The organism is Belliella alkalica (assembly GCF_022549785.1).
Taxonomy (GTDB): Bacteria; Bacteroidota; Bacteroidia; order Cytophagales; family Cyclobacteriaceae; genus Belliella; species Belliella alkalica.
On sequence record NZ_JAKZGO010000004.1, the window covers coordinates 1 to 20837 of the forward strand.

A 20837-nucleotide genomic window follows, 5' to 3' on the forward strand; every position below is an offset into this window, starting at 1 on the left:
TTCTTTATACCAAACGTGATTACACCTGGTGAAGATGGCAAGAACGATCGTTTTGTGATCAAGGGTATAGGCAAGTTTGTGAGCAACAACATAGTTATTTTCAACAGATACGGAGACCATGTATATGAAAGCAGTGACTATCAAAACGACTGGTCAGCTGAAGGTCTACCATCGGGAACATTCTATTATGTATTCAATGCAGTAGATTCGACAGGAAGGACACATGTGTTCAAGGGTTGGATTCAGGTTATAAAAGATTAATCTAAGAGAAAAAATAATATTGATAAAAACTAAAACAGCTGGTGTTTTTAAAACCCAGCTGTTTTTTGTGTCCATCCACTTTCTTGCCAATAATCAAACAAATTGATATAATTTAAGTCAAAATATATACTTGTAACTAATCGACAAAAATCATTGATTGCACGTTTTTATTGGGAAATTCACCCAATGATGATGATGAGGATAGCCATAATTCTTAATTTATAAGCTTCGAATATCCAGTATCAATATTAAAAACTCTAATTTTTGTACATGATATACATTAACTATTTTTTCCCAGCATCACTTTGAACACCTTTACAAAATCCTCTTCCTCTTCTAAGTTCTCAGTCCCCAAAAACCAAATATATCCATCTCGAACGAGCCATTGTCTAGCATCAAATTCATTAGGTATCGCATAATCAGCTAACTTTTTACCCTCCATGTCTAAAATCAGCATCCTGATTGGATAGTCTTTTCTCGTTTTGGGAATCACCTCCATGTAAGCCACATTTTCATACTTTGATTGATCAAGTTCTGGCACCCCTGGGAAAAAAGAAATTAGAATGTATTCATCAAGAATTTTGATGTTTTCAAACATTCCACTGTACACATCCATACTTATTGCACGCGGATCTACATCTTTGAAGTTTTGGCCTTTGTTAAAATAGTAATCCCCAATAGCTAAATCGACCCTCTTAATCTTGTTGTATGGTTCTTTTAATTCATGTATATTCAAAGCAGGCTCGATTCCTTGGATAAAGTAAATTCGATCCTGTGCTGAAGTCATTCTCGGGATAAAATGTGGGATTTCGTGTGCTTTTCCATTTCTAAAAATACTTTGTTCATCAAAATTCATGAATTTCTCAACTTTTCGATCCAAAGTATCAAACCAAGCAAATGATGTATAGTTTTCATAAAACTCTGGAGTATCTCTGAAATATTCGGTCCTTCCTGCACCGTTGGTCAGGATTTTATCTCCAATCCAATAAAACTCATTGTCTGCCGAAGCCCTTCCTGAAAATGCCGGCATCTCTGCTTCTTGATGTTTGCCTCCATTGATTAGATTTCCCTCCAAATCATAAGTATATACTCCCTGATTGGAAATGATGGTGAAGCTTTTTCCATCTTCTGAAAATTTTCCTGCACCTAACGGAAAAGCGCCGTAGCTATCTGGTGAATCAGTTTCGTTTTTTATTTCTGTAGGATTGTTACCATCAAAATCACTTACTATCAAACTCCTTTTTTTCTGATCAAAAAGCAAAATCCTTCCAGATTTGGGATGTACATCCATCAAATTGAGTAAACCCAAATAAGAAATTTGTAAAGAATCTGATTTTACCAAAGTTAGGTCTTCTGCTTTTCCATTATTTTCATTACTTTTCTCTGAACAAGAAAAAACCAAAAACAAGGACATTAATAAGAATATTTGTCGTTTCATGAGTCTAAATTTATGTTAAACTAACAAATAAGGACTTGTAATCAAAAAAGAGTTGCTGATTTTATGGAGTTATTTGATTTACATACGCATGGTATCAATGGGAAGCGCTCGATATACAACCAAAGTACTGAAAAAGACAAAGCCCAATTTTGGTATTCTATGGGAATTCACCCTTGGGAATTGGATGAAGACTGGGGGCGGGAATTGGAAAAAATGAAAGTAGCTTCCCAAGATCCAAATTTGATGGCGATTGGAGAATGTGGCTTTGATCTGATCAAAGGGCCTGAAGTCAAAATACAGCAGGAAGCATTTGTGGCACAGCTAGATTGGGCCCTTGAGTTAGGGTTACCAGTCATCATGCATCAAGTTAAAGGTTTGCATCTTTTGCAACAAATCATAAAGGATAAGGCAAAACTTCCTCCGATGATTTGGCATGGTTTCAATGCAAAACCACAGATCGGACTCTCCTTGTTGGATGCGCCTATTTACTTTTCCTTTGGTAAAGCGTTGTTCAAGAGTGGCTCAAATGCACAGGAATTTCTGAAAATTTGTCCGCTTGAGAGAATTTTTTTAGAAACTGATGATTCGAATTTGAAAATTGAACAGATTTTTTCACAAGCTTCTTTACTTTTGCAAATTCCAGTCGAAAGACTTTTGGAACAAGTGGTGGGAAATTGGAATAACATCTCGAAAAGAAAAATGACATGAGTGATTTAGCGTGGCTTTCAAGGACGGAATTGATAGTAGGCCGTGAAGGATTGGAAAAATTGGCAAAAAAACATGTATTGGTAGTTGGATTGGGTGGAGTTGGGTCTTTTGCTGCGGAGTTTATCTGTAGAAGTGGGGTTGGAGAAATGACGATTATCGATGGGGATGCTGTAGATATCAGCAATTGTAACAGACAGCTGCCTGCTACTCAAAAAAATGTCGGTCAGCTAAAGGCTGAATGGATGGAAGAGCGATTGACCGCGATCAATCCAAACCTTAAGATTCATGTCATCAAGGAATTTCTAAAGCCTGGTGCGATGTTCAAATTGCTTCAGGAAAATGAGTATGATTATGTTGTGGACTGTATTGACAGTTTTTCGCCGAAACTTCATCTGATAGAAAGTGCCTATCAAAAAGGGTTTCCCATAGTCAGTTCGATGGGTGCTGGAGGAAAGGTAGATCCCACCCAGATCAAAGTTGCCGATATCTCAGAAACCTACAATTGCAAACTTGCCAAACATGTCAGAAAGAGGATCAAGAATAAGGGCATTACTTCTGGATTCAAGGCCGTATTTTCTTCAGAACTCTATCTCAAAGATAGCCTCATGATGACTGATGGCCGAAATTTCAAAAAATCAGCTTACGGAACCATGTCCTTCTTACCAGCCGCTTTTGGCTGTACCTGTGCTTCTGTGGTAGTCAATGATTTACTTGAATAATGTACAAAGTATGATGTACGAAGATGAGTTTGGATGTAAGTTTGAAAGCTGCTCTGAAGAAATTTAGAAGTTTAGTGTTTAGGAGTTTAGAAAAAGTCCTCCAATCCCCCAATCTTCTAATCTTCAAATCCCTAATATCTATTTGGTGCTTTGGAAATAGCGAATTGGGCGACCCACTTAAAGGTCTGCCCCAACCTTCCAACTTTATAACCTTATAACAAATCCCCCAATCCCCCCTATCTGTTTAGAAGTTTAGGGTTTAGGAGTTTAGAAAAAGACCTGCTATCCCCCAATCTTCTAATCTTCAAATCCCTAATATCTATTTGGTGCTTTGGAAATAGCGAATTGGGCGACCCACTCAAAGGTCTGCCCCAACCTTCCAACTTTCCAACTTTATAACCTTCTAACAAATCCCCCAATCCCCAATCCCCCCTATCTGTTTAGAAGTTTAGGGTTTAGGAGTTTAGAAAAAGTCCTCCAATCCCCCAATCTTCTAATCTTCCAATCTTCAAATCCCCAATCCCCAACCCCCTTTTTTAGCCTTTTAACCTGAAAAAAATCCATTTAAAACTTAGTGAAATTGGATGTTAAACTTTTCAATCACTCGTGGTGTCTAAGACTCGATTTAAAAAACCAAAGGAATGAATATTAAGATTTACAGATTATTTTTCTTGCTTGTGATGATGGCTGCCACTATGGAGGTTTCAGCTCAACGAAATCAGCAAGGCAGACCTGATTTGAAATTCAAAGGGAAGGTCATCGAAGGTGCTACTAAGCTGCCAATGATTGGTGCCAATGTGTTGGTAAAAACGGTAACCGATTCCGTATTGACATCCACAGTGACGGATATTGATGGAAATTTTGAGGTAAGTAGACCTTGGATCCCCGATGTAAAAGTTGAGATTTCTTTTTTGGGTTTTGAAAAATTCTCCAAGCAAATGGGAAGAACAGACGGTTTGGATCTTGGAATTGTTGCCCTTAATGAAGACAGCAAATTGCTTGGAGAGGTAGTTATAGAAGGCCAAATTGTAGTAGGTGAGCAGAGAGGAGATACAACTTCTTTCAATGCTGCAGCCTTCAAAACTAGGGAGAATGCAGATGCGGAAGATTTGATTAGAAAGTTGCCTGGTGTGACTATTCAGAATGGTCAGATTCAAGCAAGGGGAGAAAATGTTCAAAAGGTATTGGTAGATGGAAGGGAATTTTTTGGCAACGATCCTTTTCTGGCAATGAGGAATCTTCCAGCTGATGTAGTAGATCGCGTAGAAATACTAGACCAAAGATCAGATCAAGCTAGATTGACTGGCTTTGATGACGGAAATTACGCAAGAACTATCAATATTGTCACACGAGGAGATAGAAGGCAAGGTACATTTGGACGACTTTATGCAGGTTATGGAACTGACGAGCGCTACTCAGCTGGTGGAAGTTTAAACTTTTTTAAAGGTGATCGTAGGATTTCACTCGTAGGGCTATTTAACAATATCAATCAGCAGAATTTTTCATCTGAAGATTTAGGTGGAAGTGCTGGAGGTGGCAGGCCAGGAGGAGGAAGAGGTGGAGCAGCTAACTTTGGAGGTGGCCAAGACAATGGTATCATTACAACCAACAGCATGGGATTGAATTATTCCGACAAGTTGGGAGATAAAATGAATGTAACGGGAAGTTACTTCTACAGCAATTCTCGTAATAATCTGAGCAGTTTTACTAATAGAGAAATAATCTTGTCAGGGGACAATAGACAGTTTTATGAAGAGGATTTAATTAATACTGTTGAAAACGGCAATCATAGAGCCAACGCAAGGATAGAGTATGATATCAATCCCAAAAATGCTTTGATAATTACTCCAAGTTTGAATTATACTTCAAGCAATGCATATACAGATAGAGATGCTTTGACAATGAATGCTGTCTTGGATCCATTGAGTAGCACAAGGTCTATTTCAGACAACAACTCTTCAGGGTATAATATTTCAAACAATATTGTTTACAGATATAAATTCGAAAAACCAGGGAGAACACTTTCTACTACTTTATTCACTGCATTGAACAAGCGGGATTCATATTCCGAATTATTGGCAGCAAATAGGGATTTTATCAGAAATATCAGTGATACCATCAATCAAGAAACTTTTGGTTTGACTGATGGATTCAATTATAGAGTCAATATGCAATTGACTGAGCCGATTTCGGAAAAATCATTGTTGACATTGTCTTATCAAGTTTCAAACAACAAGTCTTCCGCAGATCAACAGACTTTTAGTTTGGTGCCAGAGGCAAATTTGATGGTACTTGATACAGCATTGAGTAACGTTTTTGACAATCGATTTGTCGTTCAGAGACCAAGTGTAGGCTACAGATACAATTATAAAAATTGGAATATCAATGCCAATTTGGATTACCAGTATGCTGAGCAGGATAATGAAAGTTTGTTTCCTTTGGAAAGGGTGTTCAATAGATCATTCAGTAATTTGCTCCCTGGTTTGAACTTGAACTATAGGAACATTGCAAAAGGGAGGACTTTTAGGATGAGATATAGAACTTCTACAAATGAGCCAAGTGTCAATCAATTGCAAAATGTAATCGACAACTCAAATCCATTGAACTTAAGAGTAGGTAATCCAAATCTTGGACAGTCCTTCAATCACAATGTATTTGTAAACTTGGGGAAATTGAATTTGGAAAAATCCAGAACTTTCTTCGTATTTGCTTTTGCATCTTTGACAGAGAATTTTATCGGTTCCAATACTTTTGTTGCCCAACAAGATACTTTGATCAATGGAGAGGTTTTGTTGAGACCTGGTGGGCAATTGTCAAGACCTGAAAATCTAAGCGGCCAATTCAATACAAGAGTATTTATGACTTACGGGGCTCCTATCAAAGCAATTAAATCACAGTTTAACATGAATACTTCGGCTTCCTTCAACAGAACGCCGGGTATCATCAATGGTCAACGTAACCAAAATGACAATATCGATTTGAGCCAAGGCTTGACTTTAACTTCAAATATCAGCAAGGATTTGGATTTTACATTGTCAACTACTGGTACTTATACAATCGTGAATTCTTCCTTACAGACTAATTTGAACAATAATTATTATATCCAAAACTCGAATATTAGGTTGTACTATTCTCCGAACAACGGAAAACTATTTGTTTCTAATGTAGTCAACAATGCGCTATATAGAGGTTTGTCAGCAGGCTTAGATCAGCAAGTTTGGTTATGGAATATCGAAGCAGGCTATAGATTCCTAAAAGATAATAAAGGTGAATTCAAGGTGACAGTATTTGACCTTTTGGGTCAAAACAATGCTATTTCCAGAACAATCAATGACATCTCTATCACTGATACCTTCACAAGAGTATTGACAAGATATGCTTTATTTAGCTTTACTTACAATATCGGAAGCTTTAAGCAACCTGCTCGTGAACAAGGTGGAAACCAAATGATGCGTATGTTCCAAGGTGGTGGGGGAAGAAGCTGGTAAGCTTTCATTCAATTCCTGAAACGAAAAAAAGCTGAACGATCAACGTTCAGCTTTTTTTGTGTTTTATTATTTCTAAGGAAAATTCTAGTTGATCTTGAATTGGTGGAGTTTCAAGAGTTCTGAATTATTCGCTTTTTGGAAGTACTACTGTATCTATAGAATGGATTACACCATTTGACTGATACACATCAGCGATTGTTACTTTTGACTGATTGCCATTTTCATCTGAGATATAAAGGTCTTTTCCTTTCATCCATGCAGTCAGCTTACCACCTTGTACTGTTGTCAAAGTAGCTTTTCCATTGCCTTTTTTGATAGCTGCAGCGATTTCTTTTGATCCCATTTTTCCAGCTACCACATGATAAGTCAAAATTGAAGTAAGTGTAGCCTTGTTTTCTGGTTTTACCAAACTTTCTACGGTGCCAGCAGGAAGTTTTTCAAAAGCGGCATTGTCTGGAGCGAATACGGTAAATGGTCCAGGTGTCTGTAAAGTTTCTACCAAACCTGCTGCTTGAACGGCTGCTACCAGAGTAGTATGATCTTTAGAGTTAACTGCATTTTCCACGATGTTTTTAGAAGGATACATTGGAGCACCACCTACAGTTACAGTTTTTTCACTTTGAGCAAACGCCAGGGTTGATCCTAGAAAAAACATGGCTAAAAATGCTGATTTGAATAAATTGATAGTTTTCATAATTCTAAATTTTTGGTTTGTTTATTTGGGTGGAATTACGTTAAACATGGTTGCCTTGGATTGGCACATTTTTACATTTTTTATTTTTCCACCATACTGTAATGGTAATCTTACATGTCTATTTACACCAAAGCTCCTCTGTGTGTTCTTTTAAAAAAATATCTAAACTAGAAGAATTGAAAATAAAAAAAGGCTAAATCTTGCGATATAGCCTGTTTTCAGTTTAGGTTTATTGTTATTTGCTTAATTATCTTCTTTAAATTTATCCACAATGTAAAGGAAAAGATTGAAAGAGAGGGTAGACATTCCTTCTTTTTTTACCTCTTTATCACTTCCTTGTTTATAAATTGGGTTTTCTTTCCTAATTGGATTTTGATTAGTAGAAGCTTTTGTTTCTTTACTAGTACTATTATATTTATTATTTACATCTATCTTATGGTCATAATTAGCGGACTCAGGACTTTCAAAGTGTATAGGGTTTTCGGTAGTTTTTGGAACATCAGGAAGATATTTATCTTTATCACCTTGTCCAAAGGTGTCGAAATTACCGAAAGCACAAAACACCAGAATAAGGAACAAACCTTTTGTGCTTATTGAAGAAATAATATTTTGTTCTAACATCATGTGTGGCTCTAATCCTAAATGTATAACTTGGGAGTTTGAAATAAGGTTTTCAAAAGTATTAAAAATATTGCATCTATGCAAACGATTGATCATGTTGATTTTCAAAAGATTGATGTCCGAATTGGAACAATTGTCCATGCAGAAGTTTTTGAGAAAGCACGAAAGCCTGCATACAAATTGAAAATTGATTTGGGCGAACTTGGAGTCAAAAAATCATCTGCTCAAATCACAGATTTGTACGATGTGGATGAATTGATAGGGAAACAAGTCATTTGTGTTTGCAATTTCCCGCCTAGGCAAATCGCCAATTTTATGTCCGAAGTACTTGTCACTGGATTTGATGATGGACAAGGTAGGATAGCATTGGCTACGGTTGATTTTCCTGTACCCAATGGTGGAAAATTACACTAAATAAAAATTTTCAATCCATTTTCAGTTAATTCTACGCGATAGGTTTTCAACTCACCGCATGAACCTGACTTTACATCACCTGTTTGCATATCAAATCGATATTCATGAAGTGGGCATACGATTTCTCCAAAACTCGTTACCATTCCCTGCTTTAGTTCTGCTTTTCTATGAGGGCAATGGGTTTCGAAAGCATAAAAAACTTCTCCTACTCGACTAATACAAATCCTTGTGCTACCCAATAATACAACTTTGATATTTCTGTCAGCTATCATGTCCATTACTTGCGATCTATTTTCTCCAAGTGTAAAATTTTTCATAATCAAAGATTTAATTGGTAATTTAGAAGTCTAAACCTAACACAATCTTATCATGAAAAAAATATTAATTCTTCCACTGTTATTTTTATTCGGATCATTGTTTGGCCAGAGTCTAGATGGAGCATGGAAACTTACCCATCAAAATGGGAAAGAGATCAAAGACAAAACATACATCAAAATCTATCAAGACGGGTATTTTTCTTTTGGAGCAAAAGAAAACGAAGGCAATAAATTTATAAGTGCTGGAGGTGGTGAGTTTAGTCTCAATGATAATTACTATTTGGAGACCTACGATTTTTTTACTGCAGATAAGGAAATGGTGGGAATGAAAGTTGAGTTTTCTCTTGATTTGATAGATGGGAAAATGGTTATCTCCACAGAGAAAGCTGGTAACGCATCGGTGGAAATTTGGGAAAAAGTAAGTGATGCCAAAGATGACTTGACACGTAATTGGGTGATTACAGGAAGAAAAAGAGATGAAGAAATCAGTAGATCCACGCCAGGGGCTCGAAGAACTATCAAAATCCTAAGTGGAGGTCATTTCCAATGGGTAGCTTTCAATTCAGAGACTAAAGAATTCTCAGGTACGGGAGGAGGAACATACACAGCCGAGGATGGTAAGTATATTGAAAACATTGAGTTTTTCTCCAGAGATGATAGTAGAGTTGGCGCAAGTTTGGATTTCAAATATGAAGTGATCGATGGCGAATGGCATCACAGTGGTATGAGTTCCAAAGGAGATCCGATTTATGAAATTTGGACAAAATACAAAGATGCGTATCAGCCTGAAAAATAGATGTATTTATTCTCGGAATTAATTATCGTCACATCCTACAGAAATTTTTAATTCCGAGAATCATTTATCTTTGTTTTACTTTTACTGAGATGTCAATATGGGAGTTTGTAGGTAAAAGATTTATATTTTTCAATAAATCATAATCTTGTTGATAGCTAAAAAAAGTTAGAAACAACTTTGTCGAATTACCGTTTTGACAAATCAATAGAGAAGCTTTCCAGTCAGTCTTAAGTAAGTACATATGATTTTTCTAAACACTTTAGATACAAGTTTACCGCTTACAAATCCAGTATTAAAATTTCTTTTGATACTGGTCATTATTTTGTTTGCTCCAATTATCCTCAACAAAATCAAAATCCCACATTTGCTCGGTCTAATTATAGCTGGCGCTGTGATAGGGCCAAATGGTTTTCATTTGATGGAAAGGGATAGTAGTATAATTCTGTCAGGGACGGCAGGTTTATTGTACATAATGTTTCTTGCCGGATTGGAGATTGATTTAGGTGATTTTAAAAAAAACAGCAAGAAAAGTCTTGTTTTCGGTCTCTATACATTTTTGATTCCAATGGCCCTTGGTACACTGTCAGGCTTGTATATTTTAAACTTCTCGATTTTTACCTCTGTATTATTGGCAAGTATGTTTGCTTCGCATACACTTATCGCATATCCCCTGATCAGCAAGCTTGGCGTTGCCAAAAACAAAGCAGTTAATATTACTGTCGGAGGAACGATGATTACTGATACTTTGGCATTGTTGGTTCTTGCTGTTATTGTAGGCATGACTACAGGAGAGGTAAATTCAGAGTTTTGGATAAGGCTTTCAGTGTCGATTATTATTTTTGGTTTGATAGTCATGCTATTGTTTCCAATTATTGGAAGTTGGTTTTTTAAGCGTTTTGATGATAATGTATCTCAATATATTTTTGTCTTGGTCATGGTTTTTTTAGGAGCGGTCTTAGCAGAACTTGCAGGTATTGAAGCCATTATCGGAGCCTTTCTTGCAGGCTTAGCCTTGAATAGGTTAATACCTCACACTTCCCCATTGATGAATAGGATTGAGTTTGTCGGAAATGCTATTTTTATACCATTCTTTCTGATAGGAGTGGGCATGTTGATTGATTACAGGGCATTTTTCAAAGATATAGAGACGATCAAAGTGGCATCAGTAATGATTGTAGTGGCCACCTTTGCAAAATTTATAGCTGCATGGTTGACGCAAAAAACTTTTAAATTCACCCGTGATGAGAGACGTTTGATCTTTGGTTTGAGCAATGCACAAGCTGCAGCTACTTTGGCGGCTGTGTTGGTCGGTTACAATATAATACTTGGAGAGACATCATCAGGAGAGCCTATCAGATTGTTAAGTGAGAGTATCTTGAATGGTACAATTTTGATGATTTTATTTACTTGTACCATTGCTTCTTTTGTGGCTCAAAAAGGAGCAAAAAATATTGCATTATCAGATGCTTCAGAATCTGAATCTGATGAACAAGAAAGCCAAGAGAAAATATTGATTCCATTGAGCAATTCCGAAACTACAGATGAGCTTATCAATCTTGGGGTTACAATCAAATCCAAAATAAATAAAACAGGACTTTATGCCCTGAGTATAATCGACAATAACTCCAATGATGGAACTGCGGATAAAAATGCAAAGAAAATTTTAAACAAAGCTGCTGTTACAGCTTCTGCAACAGACAATCATTTGAATGAGCTGTTAAGATATGATCTAAATATAGTAAACGGAATCACAAGTGTAGTGAAGGAGCATAAAATCACCGATTTGATTTTAGGTCTACATGTAAAAAAAGGTATCTCAGATTCATTCTTGGGACACCTTACTGAAGGTATACTCACTAAATGCAATACCACTACTTTGATCTATAAACCTGCTCAGCCTTTCGGTACTATCAAAAGACACGTAATTATTGTTCCTGAGAAAGCTGAAAAGGAAATTGGATTTGCATTTTGGCTTATTAAGGTATGGAATATTGCTAGAAATTCCGGCGCCAAGCTTGTCTTTTATGCAACAAAGGAGTCGCTTGCTTTTATCAAAGAAATTCAGCTGAAGCACCCTGTGGAATCTGAATTTCATGAATTTAGCGACTGGGATGATTTTCTGATATTAGCCAGGGATTTTCATAAAGACGATAATCTGATTATTGTGATGAGTAGAAAGGAAAAGCCTTCATTTCACTCATTTATGAACAAAATACCATCTTATCTCAACAAATATTTTAAGGATACAAGCTATATTCTAATTTACCCTATGCAGGCTGGTGTCACAGACGCATCAAAATTTGATCTCAAAAACCCAACATTTATCGAGCCTTTGGAAAAGCTTGATGAGATTGGAAAAACTATTGCCAAAATTTTCAAAAGGAAGTAAAGTAGTTTGAGCTAAAATTTCCTCAAATCGCCAACCTCCTCACTTCTTCATATCGAAAGCAATCTACAAGGTGGTCATTAACCAAGCCGGTGGCTTGCATATGCGCATAGATAGTGGTGCTTCCCAAAAACTTAAAGCCTCTTTTCTTGAGGTCCTTAGAAAGTTTATCAGACTCCGCAGTTGTAGCTGGTGCATTTTGCAATGAATCTAGCTGCCTATCAATAACCTTCCCATCTACAAAATCCCAAATGTAATTGGAAAAAGATCCAAATTCACTTTGGATTTCCATGAATTGTTTGGCATTGTTGATTGCAGCTTCGATTTTGAGTTTGTTGCGGATGATGCTTGGGTCTTGCAGCAGCTCTGTGACATATGATTCTGGCATATCTGCAACTATTTTGTAATCAAAATCAGCAAAAGCTTTTCTGTAACCTTCCCTTTTCTTCAAGATTGTAGCCCAGCTAAGTCCTGCTTGTGCGCTCTCTAATATCAAAAATTCAAAATGTACCTTGTCATCGAACACTGGCACACCCCATTCTTCGTCATGATATTTCACATATTGCTCAAACCCCATGCACCAAGGGCAACGAATCTTGTTTGGATCATGTGGTAAGATTGACATATAAATTCTTAATTTAAATACCAAATACTTGCATTGAGAACAGTAGCGAAACTTACCCACAGGAAGTAAGGTATCATTAAAATTGATGCCCATTTTTGGATTGGGAAGAATATTTTAATGCATACTAGAATACTTATCCATAGCGGTACAATTATGATTAGCCCCATTAATGGTGACTCAAGTCCAAAAAATGCAGGTGACCAAAGTGCATTTAAAAATACTTGTAAGCCAAAAACGGCAATGGCTTTTTTCATCATTGGATGTTCTGATTTCCAAATTAGGAAAAGAGCAACCCCCATTAATATATAGAGGATTGTCCAAGTTGGTCCAAATACAGAAGATGGAGGGTTGAAACTGGGTTTTTCAATTATTGTATACCAAGTTAATACCTTTGGGACTGTGAATGTAGCACCTACTAAGCCAATTATCTGTAGTAGAAGAATACACAGGATAAGTTTAACAAAGTTTATCATATCAGACTTGCTCTAGTAAAGTCATAAAAATGGCTAATTTTCTCGGGAATTTTTTCTGTACCAAAGCATTATGTGCGTCAAAGTACTTATTCTGATATGTCATGACCAAATCCATATTTTTTGCGAAAAATTGGACTGAATAATTTATGCCTCCATCTTCAGAATCGTGCATAATTCTAAACATCTTGTTTTCTTCAAACATCTTGGTCTCCATAATAAAAGGGATGTGTGTATCTTTCATCCATGTCAGCCATTCTGCTTCCACGTCCTTTTCCACATTGACTGTGATATTATATAAAATCATATATTTATATTTAGTTTTGTACCGCTATCTATTGAACAAATAACAATTGTCAAAGTTGATTTTACAGCAATTGTTGATATTAAACATTAAAATATTCACAAACGTTTTTATCCATGCATAAAAAACATACTCAAAATTACGTAAAAGATTATTTTTTTACGAAAGTTAATATTTTTAAATTTATTATCACTGTTTTTCATTTAGTTGGATTGTTAGGGATGGTCATTCCCGATCTAAGAGTTTACTTTCAGTTTTTGACACCTTTTCATTTATTGTTATGTACTTCTTTACTTTTTTATTTTCACAAGGATTGGAGTTTCTCCTTCTACCTATTTACTGTTTTGGCATTTGGATTAGGATATGGATCTGAAGTACTAGGGGTGCATACTGGATTTCCTTTTGGAAGTTATACTTATGGACCAGTTTTGGGCTTTCAATTGTTTGAAGTTCCATTGTTGATAGGGATTAATTGGTTGTTGTTAGTTTATATAAGTGGAGAAGTTTTTCACAAAAAGATTAAAAATGATTACCTAGCAGCATTTTCAAGTGCTATTATAATGGTTTTATTGGATGTTTTGATAGAGCCTGTAGCTGTAAAACTCGATTTTTGGTCTTGGGAGAATGATTTAATTCCTGCCTCCAATTTTGTAGGGTGGCTAGGAGTTGCCTTTCTCATTCAGTTGATTTACAGAAAATCAAATTTTATCAAAATAAATCCACTTTCTTTATATTTGTTATTTAATTTGGCAGCTTTCTTTTTACTGCTCAATATATTGCTATAGTATCAGGTCGTGTTATATTAATAAACAAAGTTGTACAAAAAGAAGTTAAACAAATGATGTACGCAGTCCTTTATATTATATTAGGCTTTTCCATAATGGAATTTTCTGGTTGGTTCATACACAAATACATTATGCATGGGCCTTTATGGAATATCCATAAAACACATCATCAAGCATCAAAATCATTCTTTGAACTGAATGACCTGTTTTCTTTGCTGTTTGGTAGTATTGCAATCGTACTGATTGTAATTGGATTTAATCAGTTTGATTACAGATTTTGGATGGGTGTGGGGATCAGTTTATATGGTATGAGTTATTTCTTCCTTCATGATGTATTGATTCATCGGAGAGTGAAATGGTTTGAAAGACCGAAGAACTATTTCTTGAGGGGAATATTCAAAGCACATCAGGCACATCATGCAACCAATAAAAAAGAAGATGCTGTCTCTTTTGGTTTATTCATAGTACCCAAAAAATATTTTAAAGCAAAATGAACGTGAGTACCTATTCAATTAAAGATCTGGAACAGCTGTCGGGAATCAAAGCGCATACTTTGAGGATATGGGAACAACGATACAACTTGCTAAGTCCCAAACGAACGGATACAAATATTAGATTTTATGATGACGACGATTTAAAGTTGATTTTAAATGTCGCGTTACTGAATGACAATGGTTTCAAAATTAGCAAAATCGCTAAGATGAATATCAAAGAAATCAGAGAAGAAGTCGTGAAATTGACGGAAAGAACTCTTACCCATGACGATCAGATACATGCACTTACTATCTGTATGATTGAGATGGACGAGGAGAGATTTGATAAAGTTCTTTCAACCAATATCTTGAAAATTGGTTTTGAGCAGACAATGTTGAATATAATTTATCCCTTTATGTCCAAGATCGGGGTTCTGTGGCAAACTGGAGCTATCAACCCTGCCCAAGAGCACTTTATAAGTAATCTGGTCAGACAAAAGCTCATAGTTGCTATAGATGGTCAAGTTTATAAAGGTGGTGGAAAAAAATTCTTGCTATTTCTACCAGAAGGGGAACTGCATGAAATATCCCTACTTTTTGCTGCATATCTGATAAAGCTTAAAGGACACAAGGTGTTTTATCTAGGTCAAAGTACGCCAAAGGCGGACTTAGAGTTGATATACAAAATGCATCAACCAGATTATCTAATGACTGTAATCACTACAGCTCCTGGTGCTGATCAAGTTGAGGAATACATTAACTTCCTGTCATCTAATTACAAAGATTCTGAATTAATTGTTTCTGGCTATCAAATATTAGGGCAAGATTTTAAATTCCAAGACAATGTTAGAGTAATGAACTACATAAGAAATATAAAAGAGTATCTAGAAGAACTAGACCAAGTTTATCAAGAGAAATAGTTCACCAAAAATAATAAAAAATTAAACAGACCTCAGGGTCTTTTTTTTTGACTAAATACGTGTATATACATCCAAAACAAAGATTTTAATAGATATTGATGGATTTCGTCATTCCTAGTTTTTATTTTGTTTAATAAAAAATGAAAAAAATTACACAAAAAGTTTTGCGCTTTGTTTAATCATTTATATATTTGATTCAACAAAAACAAAATGCCATGACAACTCTAGAATTCAGTTATTCACTTAATAAGCTCTCTAGCTCTTTGAAGCCATTTGCTTTGAAATTGACAAGAGACATGGATGATGCAAATGACCTAATGCAAGATACTATGGTTAAGGCTTTCACCAATAAGGATAAATTTACAGAAGGTACAAACTTGAAAGCATGGTTATACACTATCATGAAAAATACCTTTATTACCAATTATCAAAGGATGGTGAGAAGAGGTACTTTTGTAGATACTACTGACAATCTGCATTATATCAATTCAGGAGATATTTTGGTTGAAAATGGAGCATATGGAGATTTTACCATGGATGATATACATAGTGCCATTGAGGGTCTAGATGATGTTTACAAAAGTCCATTCATGATGCATTACAGAGGATTCAAATACCATGAGATAGCTGAAAAATTAGATATACCTATTGGTACTGTAAAAAACAGAATACATATTGCACGTAAAATATTAAAAGACGATCTTCACGTGTACAGACACAAAAATTAATAACATGTCCAAAAAAAATGTTGTAGTTATAGGGGCTGGCTTTGCTGGCCTTTCTGCTGCTACACACCTTGCAAAGCAAGGCTATAATGTAACTCTTCTCGAAAAAAATAGTACCCCCGGTGGACGAGCTAGAAAGTTCGAGATCGAGGGTTTTGTTTTTGATATGGGGCCTAGCTGGTATTGGATGCCAGATGTCTTTGACACTTATTTTTCCCATTTTGGCAAGAAAAGTTCTGATTATTATGATCTTTTAAGGTTAGACCCATCATACACAGTGATTTTTGGGGATAATGACTTTGTGGATATACCTGCAAACCTAGATGAGTTCAGAGCGCTTTTGGAAACATTGGAGCCTGGAGTTGGTCCAAAATTAGACGAATTTCTGAATCAAGCTGCCTATAAATACAAAGTAGGAATTCAAGATTTGGTGTACCGTCCAAGTAGATCTTTATTGGAATTTGCTAGTCCTAAGTTACTCATGGACATGCTTAGGATGGATATTTTTCAATCCATGTCAAAACATGTACGCAAGTTTTTCAAAGAAGACAAGATCATCCGTTTGATGGAGTTTCCGGTTTTATTCCTCGGAGAAACTGCCAATAATATTCCCGCACTTTATTCCTTGATGAACTATGCTGATATAGCTTTGGGGACTTGGTATCCTAAAGGTGGCATGCACAAAATTATTGAAGGAATGGTAAATTTGGCCAAAGAAAAAGGTGTTAGATTCCACTTTGATGCCGAAGTTTCAAAAATTAACATCCAAGATGGCAGGGCAACATCTGTATCTACTTTAGATGGGAATGAGTATCAAGCAGATGTTGTAGTCGCTGGAGCAGATTACAACCATATCGATAGGCATGTCCTCGAAGACAAATACAGCAACTATGACGACAAGTACTGGGACAACCGTGTCATGGCACCTGGTAGTCTATTGTTCTATCTTGGGATCAACAAAAAACTAAAAAATCTACGGCATCACAATTTGTTCTTCGATGAACCACTTGGACCACATGCCGATGCAATATATACAAACCCACGATGGCCTGAAAGACCGTTGTTTTATGCGTCAGTACCATCCATCACTGATCCAACGGTAGCTCCAGAAGGAAGTGAAAACTTATTTTTGCTTGTTCCGCTAGCTCCAGATCTGGAAGATTCTGAAGAAATGAGGGAGAAGTATTATAATATGATCATGGACAGACTTGAGAAATTAACTGGACAAGAGATTAGGAGCCATGTGATTTATAAACGATCTTATGCTCACAGTGATTTCAAATCAGATTATCATGCATTCAAGGGCAACGCTTATGGTCTCGCAAATACTTTGTTGCAAACAGCCATATTAAAACCTTCTTTGAAGAATAAAAAAGTAAAAAACCTCTATTATACTGGCCAACTTACCGTGCCAGGACCAGGGGTTCCACCATCTCTGATTTCTGGACATGTAGTAGCCAAAGAAGTGATCAAAGAAAACAATTTGTAAATAAAATTGTATATTAATAGTATGGATGCAAAAGCCCTCTTTGATCAAACCACTTTTGAGTGCAGCAAGCTGATCACCCAAAGATACAGCACAAGTTTTACTCTTGGAATCAAAACTCTTGACCGAAAATTTCACATGCCTATATATGCTATCTATGGATTTGTGAGGTATGCAGATGAGATCGTAGATACATTTCACGATTATGATAAAAAAGCCTTGCTAGAGTTGTTCAAAAAAGATACCTATAAGGCAATTAGCGAAAGAATAAGTTTGAATCCAGTACTTCATGCATTTCAGATCATTGTTAATCAGTATAAAATTGATCTAGAATTAATAGAAGCCTTTTTATATAGTATGGAAATGGACTTGGATTTCAACACTTATAATGATACAAAATACAATGAATATATATACGGCTCTGCAGAAGTAGTTGGTCTGATGTGTTTGAAAGTGTTTTGTGAAGGTGATGAAAAAAACTATGACCGCCTCAAATCTCCGGCATGTAAACTGGGTGCGGCATTTCAGAAAGTTAATTTTCTGAGAGATATCAAGAGTGATTATGAAGAGAGAGGTAGAGTGTATTTCCCTGGAGTTGACTTCATGACATTTGACAAATCAGCCAAACAACTGATAGAAGAAGATATCCAAAAAGATTTTGATGAATCACTAATTGGAATAAATAATTTGCCCGAAGGTGCGAAAATGGGCGTCAAAGTAGCTTATCTATATTACCAAAAGCTGTTTGACAAAATCAGGTCATTGCCTCCTGAGACTATAACAAAAGAAAGAGTCAGAATTCCGAATTCTAGAAAAATGTCGCTCTTGCTGAGTACTTACTTTGTTATGAAACTGGGCTTGGCTTAGATCATGGAAAAATATCTCTACTTATTTATTAATTTGTTAACCATATCATTTCCTCTTCTGAGATCTTTTGAAAACAGGGTTCATTATGCCAAAAATTGGTATGCATTGTTTCCTGCAATATTGCTTACAGGCGTTTTTTTTCTTATTTGGGATCATTGGTTTACTGTGATCGGAGTCTGGGAATTTAATCCAAGATACCTCTTGGGAATTTATTTTTTTGAGCTGCCATTAGAAGAATGGCTCTTTTTTCTGACTGTTCCATTTGCCTGTATTTTTATTTATGAAGTGTTAAATTACTTTGTGGAAAAAGACCTATTTGCTCCAATTGTAAAATCAGCAACACTTTCCTTGGTTATACTATTTCTAATCATTGGCTTTTATAATTTGGACAAGTGGTACACATCTGTAAATTTCCTTCTTGCAGCAATTATCCTTTCCTTTCATTATATCCTTTTTAAAGGAAGGTACCTTGGGAGGTTTTTTCTTACTTATTTGGTTTCACTGATTCCATTTATATTGGTAAATGGAGTATTGACAGGGTCATTTATCGACGAGGCGGTGGTGAAGTATAATGACTCAGAAAATTTATCAATAAGAATCCTTACAATACCAATAGAAGATACTGTATATTCGATGATATTACTTCTGATGAATATTAGTATCTATGAGAAGATAAAAAGTATGAAAACAATTCATTCAACTTCAAGTTTATAGCTTATGATGAATCTTCAAGTACATATAGATCAGCATTCCGGATTCTGCTTTGGTGTAGTCTATGCCATAGAAATGGCTGAGGAAATATTAGATGAGCAGGGGTACTTGTATTGTCTTGGAGACATTGTCCACAATGATGAAGAAGTAAATAGGCTTACCAATAAAGGTCTTAAAATCATCAATCATGATGAGCTTCAAGTTTTGAAAAATGAAAAAGTCTTGATCAGGGCGCATGGGGAGCCACCTTCTACTTATGAACTTTCCATAAAAAACAACCTCACCCTGATCGATGCTAGCTGTCCGGTAGTATTGAAGCTCCAAAATAGAATTAAGAACTCATTTGATAAGAAAGAGACCATTTATATATACGGCAAGCATGGACACGCCGAAGTGGTAGGACTTTTGGGACAAACCAACAATGAGGCAGTAGTCTTTCAAGATATATCAGAATTGGATCTTCCGAGCCTTCCTAAAAACTTAACCCTCTACAGCCAAACTACAAAAAGCACAGATAAATTTTACGAGATCAATGCTATCCTGAAGGAAAATGACATTACCGTAAACACCAATGATACTATATGTCGTCAGGTATCAAATCGCGACAAAGAGCTTAGAGCTTTTGCTGAAAAATTCGATAAAATCATTTTTGTAAGTGGTACTAAGTCTTCTAATGGGAAGGTATTGTACAATGTTTGTAAGGAAAAAAATCCAAACACACATTTTGTGTCCAACCAAGATCAAGTCAGTCCTTCATGGTTTTCTCCAAATGATACAGTTGGCATATGCGGTGCCACATCCACTCCAATGTGGCTAATGGAACAAGTTAAAGAAAGATTGAGTAAGTTTTAAGTTGCGAATTAATTTTCTCTAAATTTGCCTCGTGTCCAATACTATAAGCCATACAAATTCAATAGATCCTAAAGGAATCATAATTGCTTTTTCTGTAATTGCTCTATGGTGTGCATCTTTGGTTTTTCTATTGAGTTTCAACTTGAATTGGTCCAATCCTATTACTTATTTGGGTGTTTTAGTTCAAACACACCTTTACACAGGGCTTTTCATCACTTCACATGACGCAATGCATGGGTTGGTTTCAAAAAACAAAAAACTGAACCACACGATAGGCTGGTTTACTGCAATCTTGTTTTCTTACAATTTTTATTGGAAACTATTCCCAAAACACCACGAGCATCACAAGTATGTGGCCACTGACAAAGATCCTGACTATCATCATTCTGACAATTTCTTTCTTTGGTATTTTAGTTTTATAAAGCAATATGTTTCGATATGGCAGATACTTCTTATGGCTGTCACATTCAATATTCTAAAGCTATTTCTTCCAACAGAAAATCTGATCATTTTCTGGATGTTGCCAGCAGTTTTGGCTACTTTCCAGTTGTTTTATTTCGGTACTTACAGACCACATATGGGTGAATCTGAGAATATTCACCATTCTAAAACACAATCAAAAAACCATATTTGGGCATTTTTGTCCTGTTACTTTTTTGGATATCATTTTGAACATCACGATTCTCCTGGCACCCCATGGTGGAGGCTTTGGAGGCTGAAAGATTAGTAAATTTTGAAATTTTCTATTTTTTTATCAAAACCCCGAAACCATTTATG

Annotated in this window: 23 protein-coding genes; 16 read left to right on the forward strand and 7 right to left on the reverse strand. The window is 35.9% G+C overall.

What is annotated here, in order from left to right:
• Positions 1-261 (forward strand): T9SS type B sorting domain-containing protein (locus MM213_RS05695; protein ID WP_241410506.1); only part of this gene is annotated, 261 nt, incomplete at its 5' end.
• A gap of 280 nt (positions 262-541) precedes the next feature.
• Here the strand turns inward: MM213_RS05695 and MM213_RS05700 are convergent.
• The gene (locus tag MM213_RS05700) at positions 542-1699 is read right to left on the reverse strand and encodes a hypothetical protein (protein ID WP_241410507.1); all 1158 of its coding nucleotides are present in this window, start codon (positions 1697-1699) and stop codon (positions 542-544) included.
• Positions 1700-1762: 63 nt separating this feature from the next.
• Between MM213_RS05700 and MM213_RS05705 the strand changes: the two genes are divergently transcribed.
• From MM213_RS05705 to MM213_RS05715, 3 genes are all read left to right on the forward strand, one after another.
• A complete protein-coding gene (locus tag MM213_RS05705; RefSeq protein WP_241410508.1) occupies positions 1763-2407 on the forward strand; it encodes a TatD family hydrolase in 645 nt (214 codons plus the stop codon).
• Positions 2404-3126 (forward strand): tRNA threonylcarbamoyladenosine dehydratase, encoded by a 723-nt coding sequence (locus MM213_RS05710; RefSeq protein ID WP_241410509.1) that lies wholly within the window; start codon positions 2404-2406, stop codon positions 3124-3126. The genes MM213_RS05705 and MM213_RS05710 overlap by 4 nt, the downstream gene beginning before the upstream one ends.
• A 641-nt stretch (positions 3127-3767) precedes the next feature.
• Positions 3768-6614, forward strand: a complete 2847-nt coding sequence (locus MM213_RS05715) for an outer membrane beta-barrel protein (RefSeq protein ID WP_241410510.1) — start codon at positions 3768-3770, stop codon at positions 6612-6614.
• Positions 6615-6738: 124 nt separating this feature from the next.
• Here the strand turns inward: MM213_RS05715 and MM213_RS05720 are convergent, their stop codons facing one another.
• Together MM213_RS05720 and MM213_RS05725 are read right to left on the reverse strand one after the other, a co-directional pair.
• Positions 6739-7308, reverse strand: coding sequence for a fasciclin domain-containing protein (locus tag MM213_RS05720; protein WP_241410511.1), 570 nt, complete (start codon positions 7306-7308; stop codon positions 6739-6741).
• A gap of 243 nt (positions 7309-7551) precedes the next feature.
• Positions 7552-8025 carry a hypothetical protein gene (locus MM213_RS05725; protein ID WP_241410512.1) on the reverse strand — a complete coding sequence of 158 codons (474 nt, stop codon included), beginning with the start codon at positions 8023-8025 and terminating at the stop codon, positions 7552-7554.
• On the opposite strand from MM213_RS05725, the gene MM213_RS05730 reads away from it, so the two are divergent.
• Complete coding sequence (locus MM213_RS05730; protein WP_241410513.1) at positions 8008-8343, forward strand: tRNA-binding protein; 336 nt, start codon at positions 8008-8010, stop codon at positions 8341-8343. The genes MM213_RS05725 and MM213_RS05730 overlap by 18 nt on opposite strands.
• Here the strand turns inward: MM213_RS05730 and MM213_RS05735 are convergent.
• Positions 8340-8660: a Rieske (2Fe-2S) protein gene (locus tag MM213_RS05735; RefSeq protein WP_241410514.1), complete on the reverse strand. Its 321-nt coding sequence runs from the start codon at positions 8658-8660 to the stop codon at positions 8340-8342. The two genes, MM213_RS05730 and MM213_RS05735, sit on opposite strands and share 4 nt — an antisense overlap.
• 52 nt (positions 8661-8712) lie before the next feature.
• Here MM213_RS05735 and MM213_RS05740 point away from each other — a divergent pair, with 52 nt between their 5' ends.
• On the forward strand, positions 8713-9456 hold the full coding sequence (locus tag MM213_RS05740) for a DUF4488 domain-containing protein (protein ID WP_241410515.1): 744 nt from the start codon (positions 8713-8715) through the stop codon (positions 9454-9456).
• A gap of 241 nt (positions 9457-9697) precedes the next feature.
• The gene (locus MM213_RS05745; RefSeq protein ID WP_241410516.1) at positions 9698-11845 is read left to right on the forward strand and encodes a cation:proton antiporter; all 2148 of its coding nucleotides are present in this window, start codon (positions 9698-9700) and stop codon (positions 11843-11845) included.
• 22 nt (positions 11846-11867) lie between these two features.
• On the opposite strand, the gene MM213_RS05750 is transcribed toward MM213_RS05745, so the two are convergent.
• From MM213_RS05750 to MM213_RS05760, 3 genes are read right to left on the reverse strand one after another with little or no spacing between them, the layout of a single operon-like run.
• Positions 11868-12467 carry a DNA-3-methyladenine glycosylase I gene (locus MM213_RS05750; RefSeq protein ID WP_241410517.1) on the reverse strand — a complete coding sequence of 200 codons (600 nt, stop codon included), beginning with the start codon at positions 12465-12467 and terminating at the stop codon, positions 11868-11870.
• 8 nt (positions 12468-12475) lie between these two features.
• A complete protein-coding gene (locus tag MM213_RS05755; RefSeq protein WP_241410518.1) occupies positions 12476-12940 on the reverse strand; it encodes a TspO/MBR family protein in 465 nt (154 codons plus the stop codon).
• Between the two features lies 1 nt (position 12941).
• Positions 12942-13244 (reverse strand): DUF4286 family protein, encoded by a 303-nt coding sequence (locus tag MM213_RS05760; RefSeq protein WP_241410519.1) that lies wholly within the window; start codon positions 13242-13244, stop codon positions 12942-12944.
• Positions 13245-13357: 113 nt separating this feature from the next.
• Between MM213_RS05760 and MM213_RS05765 the strand changes: the two genes are divergently transcribed.
• From MM213_RS05765 to MM213_RS05805, 9 genes are all read left to right on the forward strand, one after another.
• Positions 13358-14026 (forward strand): carotenoid biosynthesis protein, encoded by a 669-nt coding sequence (locus MM213_RS05765; protein ID WP_241410520.1) that lies wholly within the window; start codon positions 13358-13360, stop codon positions 14024-14026.
• Positions 14027-14079: 53 nt separating this feature from the next.
• The gene (locus tag MM213_RS05770; RefSeq protein ID WP_241410521.1) at positions 14080-14520 is read left to right on the forward strand and encodes a sterol desaturase family protein; all 441 of its coding nucleotides are present in this window, start codon (positions 14080-14082) and stop codon (positions 14518-14520) included.
• Positions 14517-15419, forward strand: coding sequence for a MerR family transcriptional regulator (locus MM213_RS05775; RefSeq protein WP_241410522.1), 903 nt, complete (start codon positions 14517-14519; stop codon positions 15417-15419). Before MM213_RS05770 ends, MM213_RS05775 begins: the two co-directional genes overlap by 4 nt.
• A gap of 215 nt (positions 15420-15634) precedes the next feature.
• Entirely contained in the window at positions 15635-16147 is a 513-nt protein-coding gene (locus MM213_RS05780; protein WP_241410523.1) for an RNA polymerase sigma factor, read from the forward strand.
• 4 nt (positions 16148-16151) lie between these two features.
• The gene (crtID, locus tag MM213_RS05785; RefSeq protein WP_241410524.1) at positions 16152-17633 is read left to right on the forward strand and encodes a bifunctional phytoene desaturase/3,4-desaturase; all 1482 of its coding nucleotides are present in this window, start codon (positions 16152-16154) and stop codon (positions 17631-17633) included.
• A 21-nt stretch (positions 17634-17654) separates the two neighbouring features.
• Entirely contained in the window at positions 17655-18497 is an 843-nt protein-coding gene (locus MM213_RS05790; protein ID WP_241410525.1) for a phytoene/squalene synthase family protein, read from the forward strand.
• Between the two features lie 3 nt (positions 18498-18500).
• Positions 18501-19211 (forward strand): lycopene cyclase domain-containing protein, encoded by a 711-nt coding sequence (locus tag MM213_RS05795; protein WP_241410526.1) that lies wholly within the window; start codon positions 18501-18503, stop codon positions 19209-19211.
• Positions 19212-19214: 3 nt separating this feature from the next.
• Positions 19215-20060, forward strand: coding sequence for a 4-hydroxy-3-methylbut-2-enyl diphosphate reductase (locus tag MM213_RS05800; protein WP_241410527.1), 846 nt, complete (start codon positions 19215-19217; stop codon positions 20058-20060).
• A gap of 31 nt (positions 20061-20091) precedes the next feature.
• Positions 20092-20787: a fatty acid desaturase gene (locus MM213_RS05805; RefSeq protein WP_241410528.1), complete on the forward strand. Its 696-nt coding sequence runs from the start codon at positions 20092-20094 to the stop codon at positions 20785-20787.
• The last annotated feature ends 50 nt before the right edge of the window (positions 20788-20837 follow it).

What these genes read in the sequence shown, in the direction of transcription:
- MM213_RS05700 (WP_241410507.1), bottom strand. Translation starts at nt 1,699, where the DNA reads ATGAAACGACAAATATTCTTATTAATGTCCTTGTTTTTGGTTTTTTCT.
- MM213_RS05705 (WP_241410508.1), top strand. Translation starts at nt 1,763, where the DNA reads ATGGAGTTATTTGATTTACATACGCATGGTATCAATGGGAAGCGCTCG.
- MM213_RS05710 (WP_241410509.1), top strand. Translation starts at nt 2,404, where the DNA reads ATGAGTGATTTAGCGTGGCTTTCAAGGACGGAATTGATAGTAGGCCGT.
- MM213_RS05715 (WP_241410510.1), top strand. Translation starts at nt 3,768, where the DNA reads ATGAATATTAAGATTTACAGATTATTTTTCTTGCTTGTGATGATGGCT.
- MM213_RS05720 (WP_241410511.1), bottom strand. Translation starts at nt 7,308, where the DNA reads ATGAAAACTATCAATTTATTCAAATCAGCATTTTTAGCCATGTTTTTT.
- MM213_RS05730 (WP_241410513.1), top strand. Translation starts at nt 8,008, where the DNA reads ATGCAAACGATTGATCATGTTGATTTTCAAAAGATTGATGTCCGAATT.
- MM213_RS05725 (WP_241410512.1), bottom strand. Translation starts at nt 8,025, where the DNA reads ATGATCAATCGTTTGCATAGATGCAATATTTTTAATACTTTTGAAAAC.
- MM213_RS05735 (WP_241410514.1), bottom strand. Translation starts at nt 8,660, where the DNA reads ATGAAAAATTTTACACTTGGAGAAAATAGATCGCAAGTAATGGACATG.
- MM213_RS05740 (WP_241410515.1), top strand. Translation starts at nt 8,713, where the DNA reads ATGAAAAAAATATTAATTCTTCCACTGTTATTTTTATTCGGATCATTG.
- MM213_RS05745 (WP_241410516.1), top strand. Translation starts at nt 9,698, where the DNA reads ATGATTTTTCTAAACACTTTAGATACAAGTTTACCGCTTACAAATCCA.
- MM213_RS05750 (WP_241410517.1), bottom strand. Translation starts at nt 12,467, where the DNA reads ATGTCAATCTTACCACATGATCCAAACAAGATTCGTTGCCCTTGGTGC.
- MM213_RS05755 (WP_241410518.1), bottom strand. Translation starts at nt 12,940, where the DNA reads ATGATAAACTTTGTTAAACTTATCCTGTGTATTCTTCTACTACAGATA.
- MM213_RS05760 (WP_241410519.1), bottom strand. Translation starts at nt 13,244, where the DNA reads ATGATTTTATATAATATCACAGTCAATGTGGAAAAGGACGTGGAAGCA.
- MM213_RS05765 (WP_241410520.1), top strand. Translation starts at nt 13,358, where the DNA reads ATGCATAAAAAACATACTCAAAATTACGTAAAAGATTATTTTTTTACG.
- MM213_RS05770 (WP_241410521.1), top strand. Translation starts at nt 14,080, where the DNA reads ATGATGTACGCAGTCCTTTATATTATATTAGGCTTTTCCATAATGGAA.
- MM213_RS05775 (WP_241410522.1), top strand. Translation starts at nt 14,517, where the DNA reads ATGAACGTGAGTACCTATTCAATTAAAGATCTGGAACAGCTGTCGGGA.
- MM213_RS05780 (WP_241410523.1), top strand. Translation starts at nt 15,635, where the DNA reads ATGACAACTCTAGAATTCAGTTATTCACTTAATAAGCTCTCTAGCTCT.
- crtID (WP_241410524.1), top strand. Translation starts at nt 16,152, where the DNA reads ATGTCCAAAAAAAATGTTGTAGTTATAGGGGCTGGCTTTGCTGGCCTT.
- MM213_RS05790 (WP_241410525.1), top strand. Translation starts at nt 17,655, where the DNA reads ATGGATGCAAAAGCCCTCTTTGATCAAACCACTTTTGAGTGCAGCAAG.
- MM213_RS05795 (WP_241410526.1), top strand. Translation starts at nt 18,501, where the DNA reads ATGGAAAAATATCTCTACTTATTTATTAATTTGTTAACCATATCATTT.
- MM213_RS05800 (WP_241410527.1), top strand. Translation starts at nt 19,215, where the DNA reads ATGATGAATCTTCAAGTACATATAGATCAGCATTCCGGATTCTGCTTT.